Raw genomic sequence first — 18712 nt, 5'->3', positions numbered from 1 at the left:
CGAGGGTGCGGACGGCCACGACGGCGTCGCGGACGTGGGGGTGTTCGCGCAGGCGGGCCTCGATCTCGCCGAGTTCGATGCGGTAACCGCGGATCTTGACCTGGTTGTCGATGCGGCCGAGGGTCTCCAGGGTGCCGTCCGGCAGGAAGCGGGCCACGTCGCCGGTGCGGTAGAGGCGGGAGCCGGCGGGGCCGTGCGGGTTGGGCAGGAACTTCTCGGCGGTGAGGTCGGGGCGGCCGAGGTAGCCGCGCGCCAGGCCGGCGCCGTCGATGTAGACCTCTCCGGCGACGCCGATCGGGGTCGGCCGCAGTTCCTCGGTGAGGACGTACATGCCGGTGTTGGGGATCGGGGCACCGAGCGGGATCGCTTCGGTCACGGGCAGGGTGTCGATGATCAGACCGGAGTTGCCGATGGTGATCTCGGTGGGCCCGTACTCCGTGGCGACCTTCGTACCGTCCGCACCCGCCAGCTGCCGCCAGCGCTCGGCGAGGGAGACGGGGAAGTTGTCTCCGGCGGCGATGACGACGCCCGCGAGGGTGTGGGCCTGCTCGGCGGACAGCTGGTGGGTGAGGAGGTCGAGGTGGCCGGGGGTGAGCTTCACGAAGCTGAACGGACCCGCCTCGGCGAGCGCCGAACCGAGCGACGCCGTGTCGATGCCGTCGGGGAGAAGCGTGACCGCCTGGCCGCAGATGAGCGGCGTGAACAGGTCGGGGATGCCGAGGTCGAAGGAGATGGAGGAGAACAGCGGTGCGCCGCCGGTGCCGTGGGAGGCGTAGGTGTCCACCGTCCAGGCCAGGTAGTTGGCCAGACCGGCGTGCTGGATCATCACACCCTTGGGGCGGCCCGTGGAGCCCGACGTGTAGATCACGTACGCCAGCTGCGCCGGGTCGGTCTCACGGGCGGGGGCGATTGTTGGTCCCTCGACCAACTCGTTGACCAACAAGGTGGTCCCGTCGAACGCACTCGCGGCGTCCGTGACGAGGATCTGCGCCCGGGTGTCCTCCAGGATGAACGCACGCCGCTCGGCGGGAAGCGTCGGGTCCAGCGGCAGGTACGCCGCCCCCGCCTTCCAGATACCCAGCAGCACCGGCACCAGCTCCGGCCCGCGCTCCAGGCACACACCCACCAGCGAGTCCGCGACCGCACCGGCCGAAAGCAGGTGGCGCGCCACCTGGTTCGCCCGCTCGTCCACCTCACGGTAGGAGAGGCGAGCGCCCCCGGCGACCACCGCGACAGCGTCCGGCGTCGAGGCGACCTGCGCCTCGAACAGCTCCAGCACCGTCCCCGCCGGCCGCTCCACGCGACCGCCCGAAGCCCAACCGTCGAGCAGCGAACGCTCCGCCTCGCCGAGGAACACCGCACCGGCGTCCCCGTCCGGGTCCCCGGCCATGGCCTCCAGCACCGAGCGGTACATCCCGCCCAACCGCTCCAGATTCGCCCGACCGACCACGTCGGTCGCGCTGGTGAGTCCGAAGCTGCCACGCGAGATGACCACGTTGAGCGCGAACTCGTTGGTGCCGTCGACCATCGTCGCGTCGACGTCCACGGCCGCCGTGTCGACCAGGTGGAAGTCCAGGTACTCGAACAGGATCGTCAGCAGCTCACGCGAGTTCCCGGCCGCACGCTGGATCGCGGGCAGCGGGTAACGGCGGTGCGACCAGATCTCGGTCTCCTGCCGGTACACCCCCTCCACCAGCTCACGCCACGTACGCGCCGCACCCCGACTCACCGGGAACGGCAGCGTGTTGAGGTGCATGCCCAGCACCCGGTCCGCACCCGGAGCCTCCAGACGGCCGTGGTACACCACACCCGTGTGGAAGGACTCCTCTCCCGACACCATGCCCAGCACCTTCAGATGCGCCGCCAGCAGCACACTCTTCAGCGAGGTCTTCGCGTCGACGGCGAGCCGGCGGAGGTCGTCCTCCAGGTCCAGGTACGGGACGCGGAGGTGCAGCAGCTCACGCGGAGCGTCCGACTCGGCCCAGGCTGCGGGGAGTTGGGCCGGGCTGTGGGTGTCCACCACGTCCAGCCAGAACGACTGGTCGGACTCGCTGCTCAGCGAGACCTGCTCGGCGGCGACGAAGTCGGCGAAGCGAACCGCCGGCACCTCGTACGCGGGGACGCCGCGGCCCTCGACCAGGCTGCGGTAGCAGGTCAGGACCTCCATCAGCAGGGTGTGGTAGCTCCACCCCTCGGTGATGGCGTGAATGTGACTGAACGTCATCCTCCAGGCCGCGTCCGACTCGATGTGGACCGAGAGCCGCAGCAGCGGTCCGGCCTCGATGTCGAACCCGGCGGCGCGCTCCTGGTCCACGAAGGAGAAGGCGAGCTCGGTCTGCTGCTCGGCCGACAGGCCGCGGACGTCGTGAACGCCGACCGGGATCCGGACCTCGCCGTGGACCAGCTGGAGCGGCTGCGCGTAGCCGGTCAGGTGCATGGTGGTCCGCAGGATGTCGTGGCGGGCCACGACGGTGTCCACGGCCTCGCGCATCGCCTCGGCGGAGAACGGCTGCGCGTCCGGGATCCGGAAGGAGTTGATGTTCTGGTAGACGTGCTCGTCCGCCGAGGCCAGCATCTCGACCAGCATGCCGGTCTGCACCTGCGACAGCGGGTACGCGTCCACGACACCCGCCGGCAGCTGCGCCCGGTCGCGCTGGCCGATCAGGGCGAACGGCTCGACCGTCTCCACCAGGGACCCGGTCACTTCCTGACCCGCCACCCGGCCTGCGAGAGCGGCGATCGTCTTCAGCTGGAAGACGTCGGGGATCGAGACATCGAAACCGGCGGCACGCAGGGCACCGACCAGGCGCACGGCCCGGATCGAGTCGCCGCCGAGGTCGAAGAAGCTGTCCTCGACACCCACCTCCGACAGACCCAGTACCTCGCACCAGACGGCGGCGAGCCGCTCCTCCAGCGGCGTGCGCGGAGCGACGAACGCCGCACCGGCGAACGCGGCCAGGTCCGGCGCCGGCAGCGCGCGGTGGTCCACCTTGCCGTTGGCGGTCAGCGGGATCTCGGTCAGCTCGACGAAGGCTGCGGGGACCATGTACTCAGGCAGCGCGGCACCGAGGTGCTCGCGCACGGCGGCCGTGTCCAGCACGACGCCGTCCGCGAGGACCAGGTAACCGACGAGGGACTTCTCGCCCGAACCGATGGCACGGACGGCCACGACGGCGTCGCGGACCTGCGCGTGCTCGCGCAGACGGGCCTCGATCTCGCCCAGCTCGATGCGATAGCCGCGCACCTTCACCTGGTTGTCGATACGACCCAGGGTCTCCAGCGTCCCGTCCGGCAGGAACCGGGCCAGGTCACCCGTGCGGTAGAGACGCGAGCTGGCCGGACCGTGCGGGTTGGGCAGGAACTTCTCGGCGGTCAGGTCCGGGCGGCCGAGGTAGCCGCGAGCCAGGCCCGCGCCGTCGATGTAGACCTCACCCGCGACACCGATCGGGGTGGGCCGCAGGTCGTTGGTGAGGACGTACATGCCGGTGTTCGGGATCGGGGCACCGAGCGGGATCGCCTCGGTCACCGGCAGGGCGTCGATGATCAGACCGGAGTTGCCGATCGTGATCTCCGTCGGGCCGTACTCCGTGGCGACCTTGGTGCCGTCCGCGCCGGCCAGCTGCTGCCAGCGCTCGGCCAAGCTCACCGGGAAGTTGTCACCGGCGGCGATGACCACACCCGCCAAGTCGCGGGCCTGCTCGGCCGACAGCTGGTGGGTCAGCAGGTCCAGGTGGCCGGGGGTGAGCTTCACGAAGCTGAACGGACCCGCCTCGGCCAGCGCCGAACCCAGCGACGCCGTGTCGATGCCGTCCGGCAGCAGCGTGACCGCCTGGCCGCAGATCAGCGGCGTGAACAGGTCCGGAATACCCAGGTCGAACGAGATCGACGAGAACAGCGGGGCACCACCGGTGCCGTGCGAGGCATAGGTGTCCACCGTCCAGGCCAGGTAGTTCACCAGACCCGAGTGCTGGATCATGACGCCCTTGGGGCGGCCGGTGGAGCCGGAGGTGTAGATGACGTAGGCGAGCTGCGCCGGGTCCGTCGAACGCGCCGGAGCCGTGACCTCGCCACCGGCCAGGTCGCCGACGAGCAGAGTCGTCCCGTCGAACGAACCAACAGTGTCCGTGACAAGGATCTGCGCCCTGGTGTCCTCCAGGATGAACGCGCGGCGCTCGGCGGGAAGCGTCGGGTCCAGCGGCAGGTACGCCGCCCCCGCCTTCCAGATGCCCAGCAGCACCGGCACCAGCTCCGGCCCGCGCTCCAGGCACACACCCACGAGCGAGTCCGCGACCGCACCGGCCGAAAGCAGGTGGTGCGCCACCTGGTTCGCCCGCTCGTCCACCTCACGGTAGGAGAGCTCGACGCCACCCGCGACAACAGCGACAGCATCCGGCGTCGCGGCGGCCTGCGCCTCGAAGAGGTCCAGCACCGTGCCCGCCGGCCGCTCCACGCGACCGCCCGAAGCCCAACCGCCCAGCAGCGAAAGCTCCGCGTCCGACAGGAACACCGCACCGGCGTCCCCGTCCGGGTCCGCCGCCATGGCCTCCAGCACCGAGCGGTACATCCCCCCCAACCGCTCCAGGTTCTCGCCGCTCACGACGGCACCCGTGCTGTACAGGTTGATCCGGCCGCTGCGGGCGATGACGTTGAGCCCGAACTCGTTGGCGTCACTGCCCATGTTGGCCGACGTGTCGACGGTGTCGGTGTCGACCTGGTGGAAGTCCAGGTACTCGAACAGGATGGTCAGCAGCTCGCGCGAGTTCCCGGCCGCACGCTGGATCGCGGGCAGCGGGTAACGGCGGTGGGCCCAGATCTCGGTCTCCTGCCGGTACACCCCCTCCACCAGCTCACGCCAGGTACGGGCACCCCGACTGACCGGGAACGGCAGCGTGTTGAGGTGCATGCCCAGCACCCGGTCCGCCCCCGGCGCCTCCAGACGGCCGTGGTAGACGACACCCGTGTGGAAGGACTCCTCCACCGTCAGCATGCCCAGCACCTTCAGGTGCGCGGCGAGGAAGACGCTCTTGAGCGACGTCTTCGCCGAGGCGGCGAGCCGCTGCAGGCCCTCCTCCAGGTCCGCGAAGGGCGCCCGGGTGTGGAAGGTCTCGCGCGCCGCGGCCTCGTCCGTCGCCGCCCAGCTCGCCGGGATCCGGGCCGGGCTGTGGGTGTCGACGACCTGCTGCCAGAACGCCTGCACACCCGTGTCGGTCAGGGCGGCCTGCTCGGCGGCGATGAAGTCGGCGTACCGGACGACGGGCGCCTCGTAGGCGGCCGGCTCCTGGCCGTCGCGCAGGCTGCGGTAGGCGGCGACGAGCTCCATCAGCAGGGTGTGATAGCTCCAGCCCTCGGTGATGGCGTGGATCTGGCTGAACGTCATCCGCCAGGCGTCGGCGCCCTCGATGTGGACGGCGATCCGCAGCAGCGGGGCGGTCGTGAGGTCGAAGCCGGCGGCGTACTCCTCGTCGACGTAGGCGAAGGCGAGTTCCTGCTGCTGCTCCGCCGAGAGCGCGCTCACGTCGTGCACGGTGAGCGGGATCTCGACCTGCGCGTGCACGAGCTGGAGCGGCTGGCTGAAGCCGTCCAGGTGCATCGAGGTGCGCAGGATGTCGTGGCGGGCCGCGACGGTGGCGAGGGCCGCGCGCATCGCGGTCTCGTCGAAGGGCTCGGCGTCGGGGATCCGGAAGGAGTTGATGTTCTGGTAGACGTGCTCGTCCGCCGAGGCCAGCATCTCGACCAGCATGCCGGTCTGCACCTGTGACAGCGGGTACGCGTCGACCACGTCGGCCGGGAGGGCGGCCCGGTCCCGCTCGCCGATCTGCGCGAACGGCTCGACCGTCTCCACCAGGGACCCGGTCACCTCCTGACCGGCCACCCGCACCGCCAGGGCGGCAATGGTCTTCAGCTGGAAGACATCGGGGATCGAGACATCGAAACCGGCGGCGCGCAGCGCACCGACCAGGCGCACGGCCCGGATCGAGTCGCCACCGAGGTCGAAGAAGCTGTCCTCGACACCCACCTGCGGCAGACCGAGCACCTCGGCCCACACCGCGGCGAGCCGCTCCTCCGCCGGGGTGCGCGGGGCGACGAACGCCGCACCCGCGAACGCGGCCAGGTCCGGCGCCGGCAGCGCGCGGTGGTCCACCTTGCCGCTGCCGTTCAGCGGGACGGCGGCCAGCTCGACGAAGGCCGCCGGGACCATGTACTCCGGCAGGGCCTTCGCCAGGTGGGTCCGCAGCGCGGCGGTGTCGAGCACCGCCCCGTCCGCCGGGACGACGTACGCGACCAGGGACTTCTCGCCCACCTCGCTCTCGCGCACCACCACGACGACGTCGCGGACGAGCGGGTGCTCGCGCAGTCGGGCCTCGATCTCGCCCAGCTCGATGCGGTAGCCGCGGACCTTGACCTGCTTGTCGATCCGGCCGAGGAAGTCGATCGAACCGTCGGGGAGGAAGCGGGCCAGGTCGCCGGTCCGGTAGAGGCGGGTGCCCGCCGCGCCGAAGGGGTTCGGGACGAACTTCTCCGCCGTCAGCTCGGCCCGGCGCAGGTAGCCCTGGGCGAGTCCGGGGCCGCCGATGTGCATCTCGCCGGGGACGCCGACCGGCACCAACTGCCCGTCCGCGTCGAGGAGGTGGATGGTGAGGTCGGACAGGCGGTGGCCGATGACGCTGCGGCCGGGGTGGGCCAGGTCGTGGTCGCCGATCCGGTGGTGGGTCGCGTAGACGGTGATCTCGGTCGGGCCGTACATGTTGACCAGGGCCGGGCGGTGCACGCCGAACCGGGCGGTCCACGGCTCCAGTTCGGACATGTCGAGCCGCTCGCCGGCGAAGATCACGGCGCGCAGGGCGAGCCCGTCCACCGCCGCCCCTGCGTCGCCGGCCAGGGCGGCCAGCGAGCGGAAGGCGGACGGGGTCTGGCACAGCACGCTGACCCGCTCGCGGACCAGCAGGTCCAGCATGTCCTGCGGGGAGCGGCCGACCGTCGGCGGGACGACCACGAGCCGGGCGCCGTGCAGCAGGGCGCCCCACATCTCCCAGACGGAGACGTCGAAGGCGTAGGAGTGGAACAGCGCCCACACGTCGTCGGCCGAGAACTCGATCTGCTCGCGCGTCGCGGTGAACAGTCGGGCCACGTTGGCGTGGGTGAGGCAGACGCCCTTGGGCAGACCGGTGGAGCCGGAGGTGTAGATGACGTAGATCAGGTTGTCCGGGCGCACATCGGTCACGGGCGCGGTGGCCGGACGGGCCGCGATCGCCTCGGCGTCGCGGTCCAGCACGACCCGGGTGCCGTCGAAGTCCAGCTCCGGCAGGGCGGAGTGGGTGACCAGGATCGGGGCCTGGGCGTCGGCCAGCATGTAGGCGAGGCGCTCGGCCGGGTTCACCGGGTCCAGCGGCAGATAGGCCGCACCGGACTTCAGCACACCCAGCAGCGTCGGAATCAGGTCGGGGCCGCGCTCCAGCGAGACACCGACGATCACGTCCGGACCGGCACCGGCCGCCACCAGGTGGTGGGCGATGCGGTTGGCCCGCTCGTCCAGCTCCCGGTAGCTCAGGTGCAGCCCGTCGCTGGTCAGCGCCACCGCCTCCGGAGAGACAGCGGCGACGGCCGCGAACAGCTCGTGCACGGTCTCCGTCACCGGCCGCTCGACCGGCGCGTTCCAGGTGCCCAGCAGCAGCGCGCGGTCCGCCTCCGGCAGAACAGCGCCGGTGGCGTCACCGAACGGGTCCGCCGCCATCGCCTCCAGCACCGAGCGGTACATCGCCCCGAGCCGGGCCAGGTTCTCCGCCGCGAAGACGGTGGCCGCGCAGCTGAGGCTGAACGCGCCGCCGCTCGCGATGGCCACGAGCTCGAACTCGTTCGCGCCCTCGCCCATGGTCGCCTCGACGTCCACGGAATCGGCGTCGACCTGGTGGAAGTTCTGGTGGTCGAACAGCACCGAGAGCAGGGTGCCGCCGACACCGGCGGCGCGCTGGATCGCGGGCAGCGGGTAACGCCGGTGCGACCAGATCTCGGTCTCCTGCCGGTACACCCCCTCCACCAGCTCGTGCCAGGTCCGGGCGCCGCGGGTGGCGGGGAACGGCAGGGTGTTGAGGTGCATGCCGAGCACCCGGTCGGCGCCGGGGGCCTCCAGCCGGCCGTGGTAGACCACGCCCGTGTGGAAGGACTCCTCGGCCGTGAGCGCGCCCAGCACCTTCAGGTGCGCGGCGAGCAGCACGCTCTTCATCGAGGTCTTCGCCTCGACGGCCAGCTTGCGCAGGCCGTCCTCCAGGTCCGCGAACGGGACCCGCAGGCCGTGCCGCTCGGTGGCCCCGGCGGACTCGTCCGCCCAGCCGGTCGGCAGCACGAGCGGGCTGTGGGTGTCCACGACGCCCTGCCAGAACGCCTGTTCGGCGGGGTCGGCGAGAGCGGCCAGCTCGGCCGCCACGAAGTCGGCGTACCGGACGGCGGGCGCCACGAACGCGGCCGGCTCGCGGCCGTCGCACAGCTCGCGGTAGACGCCGACCAGCTCCATCAGCAGCGAGTTGACCGTCCAGCCGTCGGTGATCGCGTGCAGGTGGCTGAAGGTGAGCCGCCACGCGTCGTCGGCCTCGATGTGCACGGCCAGCCGCAGCAGCGGCCCCTCGGCGAGGTCGACCCCGGTCGCGCGGTCCTCCTCGACCCAGGCCAGGGTCTGCCGCGTCTGCTCCGCCGCCTCCAGCCCCCGCAGGTCGGCGACCTGCACGGGGACGGCGACGGCGGCGCGGACCAGCTGGAGCGGCTGCGAGAAACCGTCCAGGTGCATGGTCGTCCGCAGCACCTCGTGCCGGGCGACGACCGTGTCCACGGCCGTGCGCATGGCCTCGGCGTCGAAGGGCCGCGGGTCCGGGATCCGGAAGGAGGTGATGTTCCGGTAGGTGTTCCGGCCGTCGCCGGCCAGCATCTCGACCAGCATGCCGGTCTGCACCTGCGACAGCGGGTACGCGTCCACGGCGTCGGCCGGGAGGGAAGCGCGGTCCTGCTCGGTGACGAGCGCGAACGGCTCCACGGCCGCGACCAGCGAGTGGCCGAGGTCGCGGGTGCCCAGCAGCTCGGCGAGGGCGGCGACGGTGCGGTTCTGGAACACGTCGGGGATCGAGACGTCGAAGCCGGTGGCGCGCAGGGCGCCGACCAGGCGGACGGCGCGGATGGAGTCGCCGCCGAGGTCGAAGAAGCTGTCCTCGACACCCACCTGCGGCAGGTCCAGGACCTCGCACCAGACGGCGGCGAGGCGCTCCTCCAGCGGCGTGCGCGGGGCGAGGTACTCCTCGGTGGCGAAGGCGGCCAGGTCGGGCGCGGGCAGGGCCCGGTGGTCGACCTTGCCGTTGCCGGTGAGGGGGATGCGGTCGATCAGCTGGTAGGCCGCGGGGACCATGTAGTCGGGCAGGGCGGCCCCGAGGTACGCGCGCAGGGCGGCGGTGTCGGGGGTCGCGGCCTCGGCCGGGACGAGGTAGGCGGTGAGGCGCTTGTTGCCCGGCTGCGGCTCGCGGACGCTGACCACGGCGTCGCGGACGTGGGGGTGTTCGCGCAGGCGGGCCTCGATCTCGCCGAGCTCGATGCGGTAGCCGCGAATCTTGACCTGGTTGTCGATGCGGCCGAGGGTCTCCAGGGTCCCGTCCGGCAGGAACCGCGCCAGGTCACCCGTGCGGTAGAGGCGGGATCCGGCGGGGCCGTGCGGGTTGGGCAGGAACTTCTCGGCGGTGAGGTCGGGGCGGCCGAGGTAGCCGCGCGCCAGGCCGGCGCCGTCGATGTAGACCTCTCCGGGGACGCCGATCGGGGTCGGCCGCAGGTCCTCGGTGAGGACGTACATGCCGGTGTTGGGGATCGGGGCACCGAGCGGGATCGCCTCGGTCACGGGCAGGGTGTCGATGATCAGACCGGAGTTGCCGATGGTGATCTCGGTGGGCCCGTACTCGGTGGCGACCTTGGTGCCGTCGACGCCGGCGAGCTGCTGCCAGCGCTCGGCCAAGCTCACCGGGAAGTTGTCTCCGGCGGCGATGACGACGCCCGCGAGGGTGCGGGCCTGCTCGGCGGACAGCTGGTGGGTGAGGAGGTCGAGGTGGCCGGGGGTGAGCTTCACGAAGCTGAACGGACCCGCCTCGGCGAGCGCCGAACCGAGCGACGCCGTGTCGATGCCGTCGGGGAGCAGGGTGACCGCCTGGCCGCAGATCAGCGGCGTGAACAGGTCGGGGATGCCGAGGTCGAAGGAGATGGAGGAGAACAGCGGTGCGCCGCCGGTGCCGTGGGAGGCGTAGGTGTCCACCGTCCAGACCAGGTAGTTGGCGAGACCGGCGTGGTGGATCATCACACCCTTGGGGCGGCCGGTGGAGCCCGACGTGTAGATCACGTAGGCGAGCTGCGCCGGGTCCGTAGAACGCGCCGGAGCCGTGGTGGGGCGGCGGTTGAGGCGGCGGTCGGTGTCCAGGACGACAAGGGTGCCCTGGTGCACGGCCGAGAGCGTGGCGGTGTGGGCGGTACTGGTGACCAGGACCGGGGCCGCCGTGTCGGCGAGGATGTAGGCGAGACGCTCGGCGGGCAGGGTCGGGTCCAGCGGCAGGTACGCCGCACCGGCCTTCCAGATACCGAGCAGGACGGGCACCAGCTCGGGGCCGCGCTCCAGGCAGACCCCCACCAGCGAGTCCGCGACCGCACCGGCCGAAAGCAGGTGGTGCGCCACCTGGTTCGCCCGCTCCTCCACCGCACGGTAGGAGAGCTCGACGTCACCCACGACGACTGCGACAGCGTCCGGCGTCGCGACGGCCTGCGCCTCGAAGAGGTCCAGCACCGTGCCCGCCGGCCGCTCCGCAGCGCCACCCGAAGCCCAACCAGCCAGCAGCGAAAGCTCCGCGTCCGACAGGAACACCGCACCGGCATCCCCGTCCGGGTCCGCCGCCATGGCCTCCAGCACCGAGCGGTACATCCCGCCCAGCCGCTCCAGGTTCGCCTGCCCGACCACGTCGGTCGAGCTGCTCAGCCCCAGGTTCCCGCCCCGGGCAATGGCGTTGAGACCGAACTCGTTGCCGCCGGTGCCCATGGTGGCGGTGGCGTCGATCGCGTCGGTGTCGACCTGGTGGAAGTCCAGGTACTCGAACAGGATGCCGAGCAGGTCGCCCGAGGCGCCGGCGGCACGCTGGATGGCGGGCAGCGGGTAGCGGCGGTGGGCCCAGATCTCGGTCTCCTGCCGGTACACCCCCTCCACCAGCTCACGCCACGTACGGGCCGAGCCCCGACTCGTCGGGAACGGCAGGGTGTTGAGGTGCATGCCGAGCACCCGGTCGGCGCCCGGCGCCTCCAGACGGCCGTGGTAGACGACACCCGTGTGGAAGGACTCCTCCACCGTCAGCGTGCCCAGCACCTTCAGGTGCGCCGCCAGCAGCACACTCTTCAGCGAGGTCCTCGCCGAGGCCGCCAGCGCCCGCAGGCCCTCCTCCAGGTCGCCGTACGGCACCCGGACGTGCACCTTCTCGCGGGTGGCGCCCTGCTCCGCCCAGGAGGCGGGGAGTGCGGTCGGGGCGTGGGTGGTCACCACGTCCTGCCAGAACGCCTGGTCGTCGGCGTCGGCCAGCGAGGCGAGCTCGGCGGCGATGAAGTCGGCGTACCGGACGGCGGGGGCCTCGTAGGCGGGCAGGCCGCGGCCCTCGACCAGGCCGCGGTAGCAGGCCAGGACCTCCATCAGCAGGGTGTGGTAGCTCCACCCCTCGGTGATGGCATGGATGTGACTGAACGTCATCCGCCAGGCGTCGTCGGCCTCGACGTGCACGGCGACGCGCAGCAGCGGCGCGGAAGCCAGCTCGAAGCCCGCCGCCCGCTCGGCGGCGACGTACGCCGTCGCGCGCCCGGTCTGCTCCTCGGCGGACAGGCCGCGCAGGTCGTGCACGGCGAGCGGCACGTCGACCCGGGCGTGGACGAGCTGGAGCGGCTGGCTGAAGCCGTCCAGGTGCATCGAGGTGCGCAGGATGTCGTGGCGCGCGACGACGGTGGCGAGCGCCTCGCGCAGGGCCTCGACCGAGAACGGCTGCGCGTCCGGGATCCGGAAGGAGTTGATGTTCTGGTAGACGTGCTCGTCGCCGGAGGCCAGCATCTCGACCAGCATGCCGGTCTGCACCTGCGACAGCGGGTACGCGTCCACGACACCCGCCGGGAGGGCGGCCCGGTCCCGCTCGCCGATCAGCGCGAACGGCTCGACGGTGCGGATCAGCGATTCACCCGTCTCCTGACCGGCCACCCGGGCCGCCAGGGCGGCGACGGTCTTCAGCTGGAAGACGTCCGGGATCGAGAGGTCGAAGCCGGCGGCGCGCAGGGCGCCGACGAGCCGCACGGCGCGGATGGAGTCGCCGCCGAGGTCGAAGAAGCTGTCCTCGACACCGACCTCGGCCAGGCCCAGCACCTCGGCCCACACCGCGGCGAGCCGCTCCTCCGCCGGGGTACGCGGGGCGACGAACGCCGCACTCGCGAACGCGGCCAGGTCCGGCGCCGGCAGGGCGCGCAGGTCGACCTTGCCGTTGGCGGTCAGCGGGACGGCGGCCAGCTCGACGAAGGCCGCAGGGACCATGTACTCCGGCAGCGCGGCACCCAGGTGGGTGCGCAGCTCCGCCGCGTCCAGGGCGGCCCCGGGGGCGACGACCAGGTAGGCGGCGAGGGTCTTCTCCCCCGCCTCGCCCTCGCGCACCGCCACCACGGCGTCGCGGACCTGCGCGTGCTCGCGCAGGCAGGCCTCGATCTCGCCCAGCTCGATCCGGTAGCCGCGGATCTTGACCTGCTTGTCGATCCGGCCGAGGGACTCCATGGTGCCGTCGGCCAGGCGGACGGCGAGGTCGCCGCTGCGGTAGAGGCGGGAGCCGGCCGGGCCGTACGGGTCGGGGACGAAACGCTCGGCGGTCAGCTCGGGGCGGTCGAGGTAGCCGCGGGCGGCGGCCGGGCCGCCGACGTGGATCTCGCCGGGGACGCCGACCGGCACCAACTGCCCGTCCGCGTCGAGCAGGTGGACGGTGAGGTCGGCGAGCGGGACGCCGATGGGGCTGTGCGCGGGGCGGGCGAGGTCGTCCTCGGTCACCCGGTGGTAGGTGGAGTGGACGGTGGTCTCGGTGATCCCGTACATGTTGATCAGCGCGGGGCGGCGGGCGCCGAGGCGGTCCGTCCAGGGCCGGAGTTCGGACATGTCGAGCCGCTCGCCGCCGAAGATGACGGTGTGCAGGGCGAGTTCGTCGGTCCGGGGGTCGCCGTCGGCGGCGAGGGCGGCGAGCGCGCGGAAGGCGGACGGGGTCTGGCCGAGCACGGTGACCCGCTCGCGGACCAGCAGGTCGAGCAGGTCCTGCGGGGAGCGGCCGACCGAGGGCGGGACGACAACCAGGCGGCCGCCGTGCAGCAGGGCGCCCCACATCTCCCAGACGGACCAGTCGAAGGCGTAGGAGTGGAAGAGGGTCCAGACGTCGTCGGCCGCGAAGGCGAACCGGTCGCGGGCGGAGCTGAAGAGGCGGACGACGTTGGCGTGGGTGAGGCAGACGCCCTTGGGCAGACCGGTGGAGCCGGAGGTGTAAATGACGTAGATCAGGTTGTCCGGCCCGGTCTCCGTCACGGGGGCGGTGGCCGGACGGGCCGCGATCGCCTCGGCGTCGCGGTCCAGGACGATCCGGGTGCCCGTGAACTCCGCCGCGGCGACGGCGGAGTGGGTGACCAGGATCGGCGCCTGGGCGTCGGCCAGCATGTAGGCGAGGCGCTCGGCCGGGTTCACCGGGTCCAGCGGCAGGTACGCCGCACCGGACTTCAGCACACCCAGCAGGGTCGGCAGCAGGTCCGCGCCGCGCTCCAGGCAGATGCCGACGATCACGTCCGGACCGGCACCGGCGGCGACCAGGTGGTGGGCGATCCGGTTGGCCCGCTCGTCCAGCTCCCGGTAGGTGACGGCCCGCCCGTCCGCGGTGAGGGCCACGGCCTCGGGGGTGGCGGCGGCGACGGCCGCGAACAGCTCGTGCACGGTCTCCGTCACCGGCTGCTCGACCGGCGCGTTCCAGGCGCCCAGCAGCAGTTCGCGCTCGCCCTCGGGCAGGACGGCGCCCCGGGCGTTCCCCTCCCCGCCGGCGGCCATCGCGGCCAGCACGGCGCGGTACATCGAGCCGAGGCGCGCCAGGTTCTCCCGGCTCACCACGGCGGTCGTGGTGCTGAGGTCGATGCCGCCGCCGCGGGAGATCGCGGTGAGCTCGAACTCGTTGCCGCCGTCGCGCAGTCCGCCGTCGACCTCGGTGGTGTCGCGGTCGACCTGGTGGAAGTCCTGGTGGTCGAACAGCACCGGCAGCAGCTCCCCGCCGGCACCGGCGGCGCGCTGGATCGCGGGCAGCGGGTAGTGGCGGTGCGACCAGGTCTCGGTCTCCTGGGCGAACACGCCCTCGACCAGCTCGCGCCAGGTGCGGGCGGCGCCCGGACGGGCGGGGAACGGCAGGGTGTTGAGGTGCATGCCGAGCACCCGGTCGGCGCCGACCGCCTCCAGGCGGCCGTGGTGGACGACGCCGGTGTGGACGGCCTCCTCGGTGGACAGCGTGGCCAGCACCTTGAGGTGGGCGGCCAGCAGCACGGTCTTCAGCGAGGCGCCGGACTCGGCCGCGAGGGTGCGCAGCCCGTCCGCCAGGTCGCCGTACGGGACGCGGACGTGCAGCGGCTCGGCGTCCTCCGGACCACCGGCCGCCGCCCAGGAGGCGGGGACGGAGACCGGCGCGTGGGTGCCCACGACCCCGGCCCAGTACGCCTGCTCGGCCGGGTCGGCCAGCGCGTCCAGCTCGGCGGCGACGAAGTCGGCGTAGCGGACGGCGGGCGTCTCGGCCGCCGCCGGCTCCCGGCCGTCGCGCAGCGCGCGGTAGCAGTCCAGCAGCTCCGCCAGCAGCGAGTTGACGGTCCAGCCGTCGGTCACGGCGTGCGAGTGGCTGAAGGTGAGCCGCCAGGCGTCGTCGGACTCGACGTGCACGGCGATCCGCAGCAGCGGCGCGGCGGTCAGCTCGAACCAGGCGCCGCGCTCCTCGCGGCCGAAGTCCTCGGCGAGCCGCTCCTGCTGCTCGGCCGACAGGGCGCGCACGTCGCTCACCGCGACCGGCACCTCGGCCCGCGCGCGCACCAGCTGCAGCGGGCGGCCGAAGCCCTCCAGGTGGACGGAGGTGCGCAGGATCTCGTGGCGGCCGGTGAGCAGCGCGACGGCCGCACGCAGCGCCTCCTCGGAGAACGGCCGCGGGTCGGGGATCCGGTAGGAGCTGATGTTGCGGTAGGCGTTGCCGCCCTCGCCGGTCAGCATCTCGACCAGCATGCCGGTCTGCACCTGCGACAGCGGGTAGGCGTCCACGGCGTCGGCCGGCAGCAGCGCCCGGTCCGCGGCGTCGATCAGCGCGAACGGCGCGACCGCGGCGGCGACGGGAGCGGGGGTGCCCCGGTCGGCGACGGCGGCGGCCAGCGCGGCGACCGTGCGGTACTCGAACAGGTCGCGGACGGCGACCTCGTACCCAGCCTCGCGCAGCGCGCCGGCCAGGCGGACGGCGCGGATGGAGTCGCCGCCGAGGTCGAAGAAGCCGTCCTCGGCGCCGACCTGCGGCAGGCCGAGCACCTCGGCCCACACCCGGGCGATCCGCTGCTCGGTCTCCGTGCGCGGGTCGACGTAGCGGCGGGCCGCGAGGTCCTCGGCGCCCGGCGCGGGCAGGGCCCGCCGGTCGAGCTTGCCGTTGGGGGTCAGCGGCAGCGCGTCCAGCGCGACGACCGCCGACGGGACCATGTACTCGGGCAGCCGGGCGGCGACCAGCTCACGCACCTCGCGGGCGTCGATCCGGGCGCCGGGCTCGGCCACCGCGTAGGCGACGATCGTGCGGTCCCCGGGGCGGTCCTCGCGGACGAGGACGGCGGCCTGGCGGACGCCGGGGCAGCCGGTGACGGCGGCCTCGATCTCACCGGGCTCGATCCGGTAGCCGCGCACCTTGACCTGCTCGTCGGTGCGGCCGACGTACTCCAGCCGGCCGTCCCGGCGGCGGCGCACCAGGTCGCCGGTGCGGTAGAGCCGCTCGCCGGCGGCGCCGAACGGGTTCGGCAGGAAGCGCTCGGCGGTCAGCTCCGGGCGGCGCAGGTAGCCGCGGGCGAGCTGGTGGCCGGCGACGTACAGCTCGCCGGTCGCGCCGGCCGGGACCGGGCGCAGGGCGGCGTCGAGCACGTGCAGCCGGGTGTTGCGGACCGGGCTGCCGAGCGGCACGGTCGCGGTGTCGGCGGCCGGGTCGAAGGCGTGGGTGGTGATCTGGACGGTGGTCTCGGTCGGGCCGTACAGGTTGTGGATCCGCACGCCCCAGGCGGCGGCGACCTCGGCGGCGAGCGCGGGGGCGATCGGCTCGCCGCCCACGAACACCCGGCGCAGCGGCAGCGGCGCGCCCGGGCGGTGGGCGCGGGCGGCGACGGCGACGGCGAGCAGCGAGGGCACGAACTGGGCGACGGTCACGCCGTGGTCGGCGATGTGGGCGAGCAGCAGCTCGGGGTCGCGCAGCACCTCGGCGGGGGCGACGCGGACGGCGGCGCCGGTCAGCAGGGGCAGCCACAGCTCCCACACCGAGGCGTCGAAGGTCAGCGCGGTGCGGGACAGCACCCGGTCGTCGGCGGTGAGCGGGAACTCGGCGGCCATCCAGGTCATCTGGTTGGCGAGGGCGCCGTGGCCGACCAGGACGCCCTTGGGGCGGCCGGTGGAGCCGGAGGTGTAGATGGCGTAGGCGGGGTGGGCGGGCAGCAGCGGCGCGGTGCGCTCCGCGTCGGCGGGGGCGGTGGCGGGCTGCGCGGCGAGCGCCCCGGCGGTGGCGTCGGTGCCGAGGACGATCCGGGCGAGGGCCGGGTCGGTGAGCAGGCCGTCGGTGTCGGCGGCGGTCAGGGCGAGGGCCGGGCGGGCGTCGGCGAGCTGGAAGGCGATCCGGTCGGCCGGGTGGGCCGGGTCGATCGGCAGGTAGGCGGCGCCGGACTTGAGCACGGCGAGCACGGCGACGACCAGCTCGGCGGAGCGCGGCAGGGCGAGGGCGACCAGCTGCTCGGGGCCGACGCCGCGGCCGATCAGCAGCCGGGCGAGGCGGTTGGAGCGCTCGTCGAGCTCCCGGTAGTCGAGCGCGGTGTCCCGGAACAGGACGGCGGGCGCGTCGGGGGTGCGGCGGGCCTGCTCGGCGAAGAGCGCGGGCACGGTGGCGGCGGCGCTCTCGTCGAACGGCTCCTCGGGGCCGGTCAGCGCCTGCGCCTGTGCCTGCTCCTGTGCCTGCTCGGCCTCGTCGAGCATCGGCAGGGCGGACAGCCGGGCGGCCGGGTCGGCGGTGGCGGCGTCCAGCAGCCGGACGTAGTGGGCGGCCATCCGCTCGACGGTCTCCCGGTCGAACAGGGCGGTGGCGTAGCGCAGCCGGGCGTGCAGCGCGCCGTCCCGGGAGTCCTCGATGTCGAGGGTCAGGTCGGTCTTGGCGATGCGGTCGGCGGTCTCGGCGCGGACGCTCAGTCCGGGCAGCTCGAAGGCGGGTGCCTGGTGCTCACGGAGGATGAAGTCTGCCTGGTAGAGCGGGGTGCGGGAGGCGTCGCGCTCCGGCTGCAGCTCGTCGACGAGGCGGGCGAAGGGCACCGACTGGTGGGCGAAGGCGTCCAGCACGGTGGCGCGGCCGGCGTCCAGGAGGTCCCCGAAGGCCGGGTCGCCGGTCCAGCCGAGGCGGGCGACGACGACGTTGATGCCGTAGCCGATCAGCGGCTGCAGCTCGGGCCGGGCGCGGCCGGAGACGGTGACGCCGACCGGGATGTCGCTGCCGCCGGTCCAGCGGGCCAGCAGGCCCTGGAAGGCGGTGAGCAGCACGGTGAAGCGGGTGGTGTCGTGGGCGGTGGCGAGCGCGAGGGCGCGGCGGGCGGTGTCGGCGGGGACGGCGAAGGAGACGGCGTCACCGGCCGGGTCGCGGCGGGCCGGGCGCGGCCGGTCGGTGGGCAGGTCGAGCACGGGCACGCCGGCCAGCCGCTCGCGCCAGTGGCCGAGCTGGCGGTCCAGGGCCTCGCCGGTGACCTCGCGGCGCTGCCAGGCGGCGAAGTCGGCGTACTGGACCGGCAGCGGCGCCAACGGGTCGGCCTGCCCGGCCGCGAACGCGGCGTAGAGGGTGCCGAGCTCCTCGGCGAACAGGCCGACCGACCAGGCGTCGCAGGCGATGTGGTGGAAGGTGACCACCAGCAGGTGCTCGTCCTCGGCGAGGGCGATCAGCCGGGCCCGGGCGGAGAGCTCCCGCTCCAGGTCGAACGGGGTGGCGATCTCGGTCTCGGCCGCCGCGCGGGCGCTCTGCTCGCGCTCGGCGGCCGGGACGGCGGTCAGGTCGGTGACCGGCAGCGGCGCCGGGCGGGGCTCCTCGACCACCTGGACCGGCTCCTCGCCCACCAGCGTGTAGCGGGTGCGCAGGATCTCGTGCCGGGCGACGATCCCGGTCCAGGCGGCGCCGAGCGCCTCGCGGTCGAGGGCGCCGGTCAGGCGCAGCACCAGCGGCACCAGGTACTCGGCGCTGTCCGGCTCCAGGCGGTTGAGGAACCACATCTGCTGCTGGCCGAAGGACAGCGGCAGCGCCTGCTCCCGGTCGGCCCGGGTGATGACGGACCGGCGACCCCCTCGCTTGCCGGCCAGCCGGCGCCGCAGCAGCTCCTCGCGCCGCTGTGCCACGTCCTGCTCGGTCGACCGCTTGTCGCCGGTGCTCAT

The 18712-nt window shown here is 73.4% G+C and carries 1 protein-coding gene (cut by a window edge); it reads right to left on the bottom strand.

Annotated elements, in window-relative coordinates; all coding sequences use genetic code 11:
- On the bottom strand, nt 1–18712 hold the 5' portion of the coding sequence (locus OG715_RS24045; protein WP_266270944.1) for a non-ribosomal peptide synthase/polyketide synthase. It extends 8981 nt beyond the left edge of the window; 18712 of the gene's 27693 nt are visible here — the first part of the coding sequence; its start codon is at nt 18710–18712; its stop codon lies beyond the left edge, outside the window.

The organism is Kitasatospora purpeofusca, assembly GCF_036010405.1.
Lineage (GTDB): Bacteria > Actinomycetota > Actinomycetes > Streptomycetales > Streptomycetaceae > Kitasatospora > Kitasatospora purpeofusca.
The sequence above is the reverse complement of the archived record's forward strand: the minus strand, read 5'-3'. Positions and strand labels throughout refer to the sequence as shown.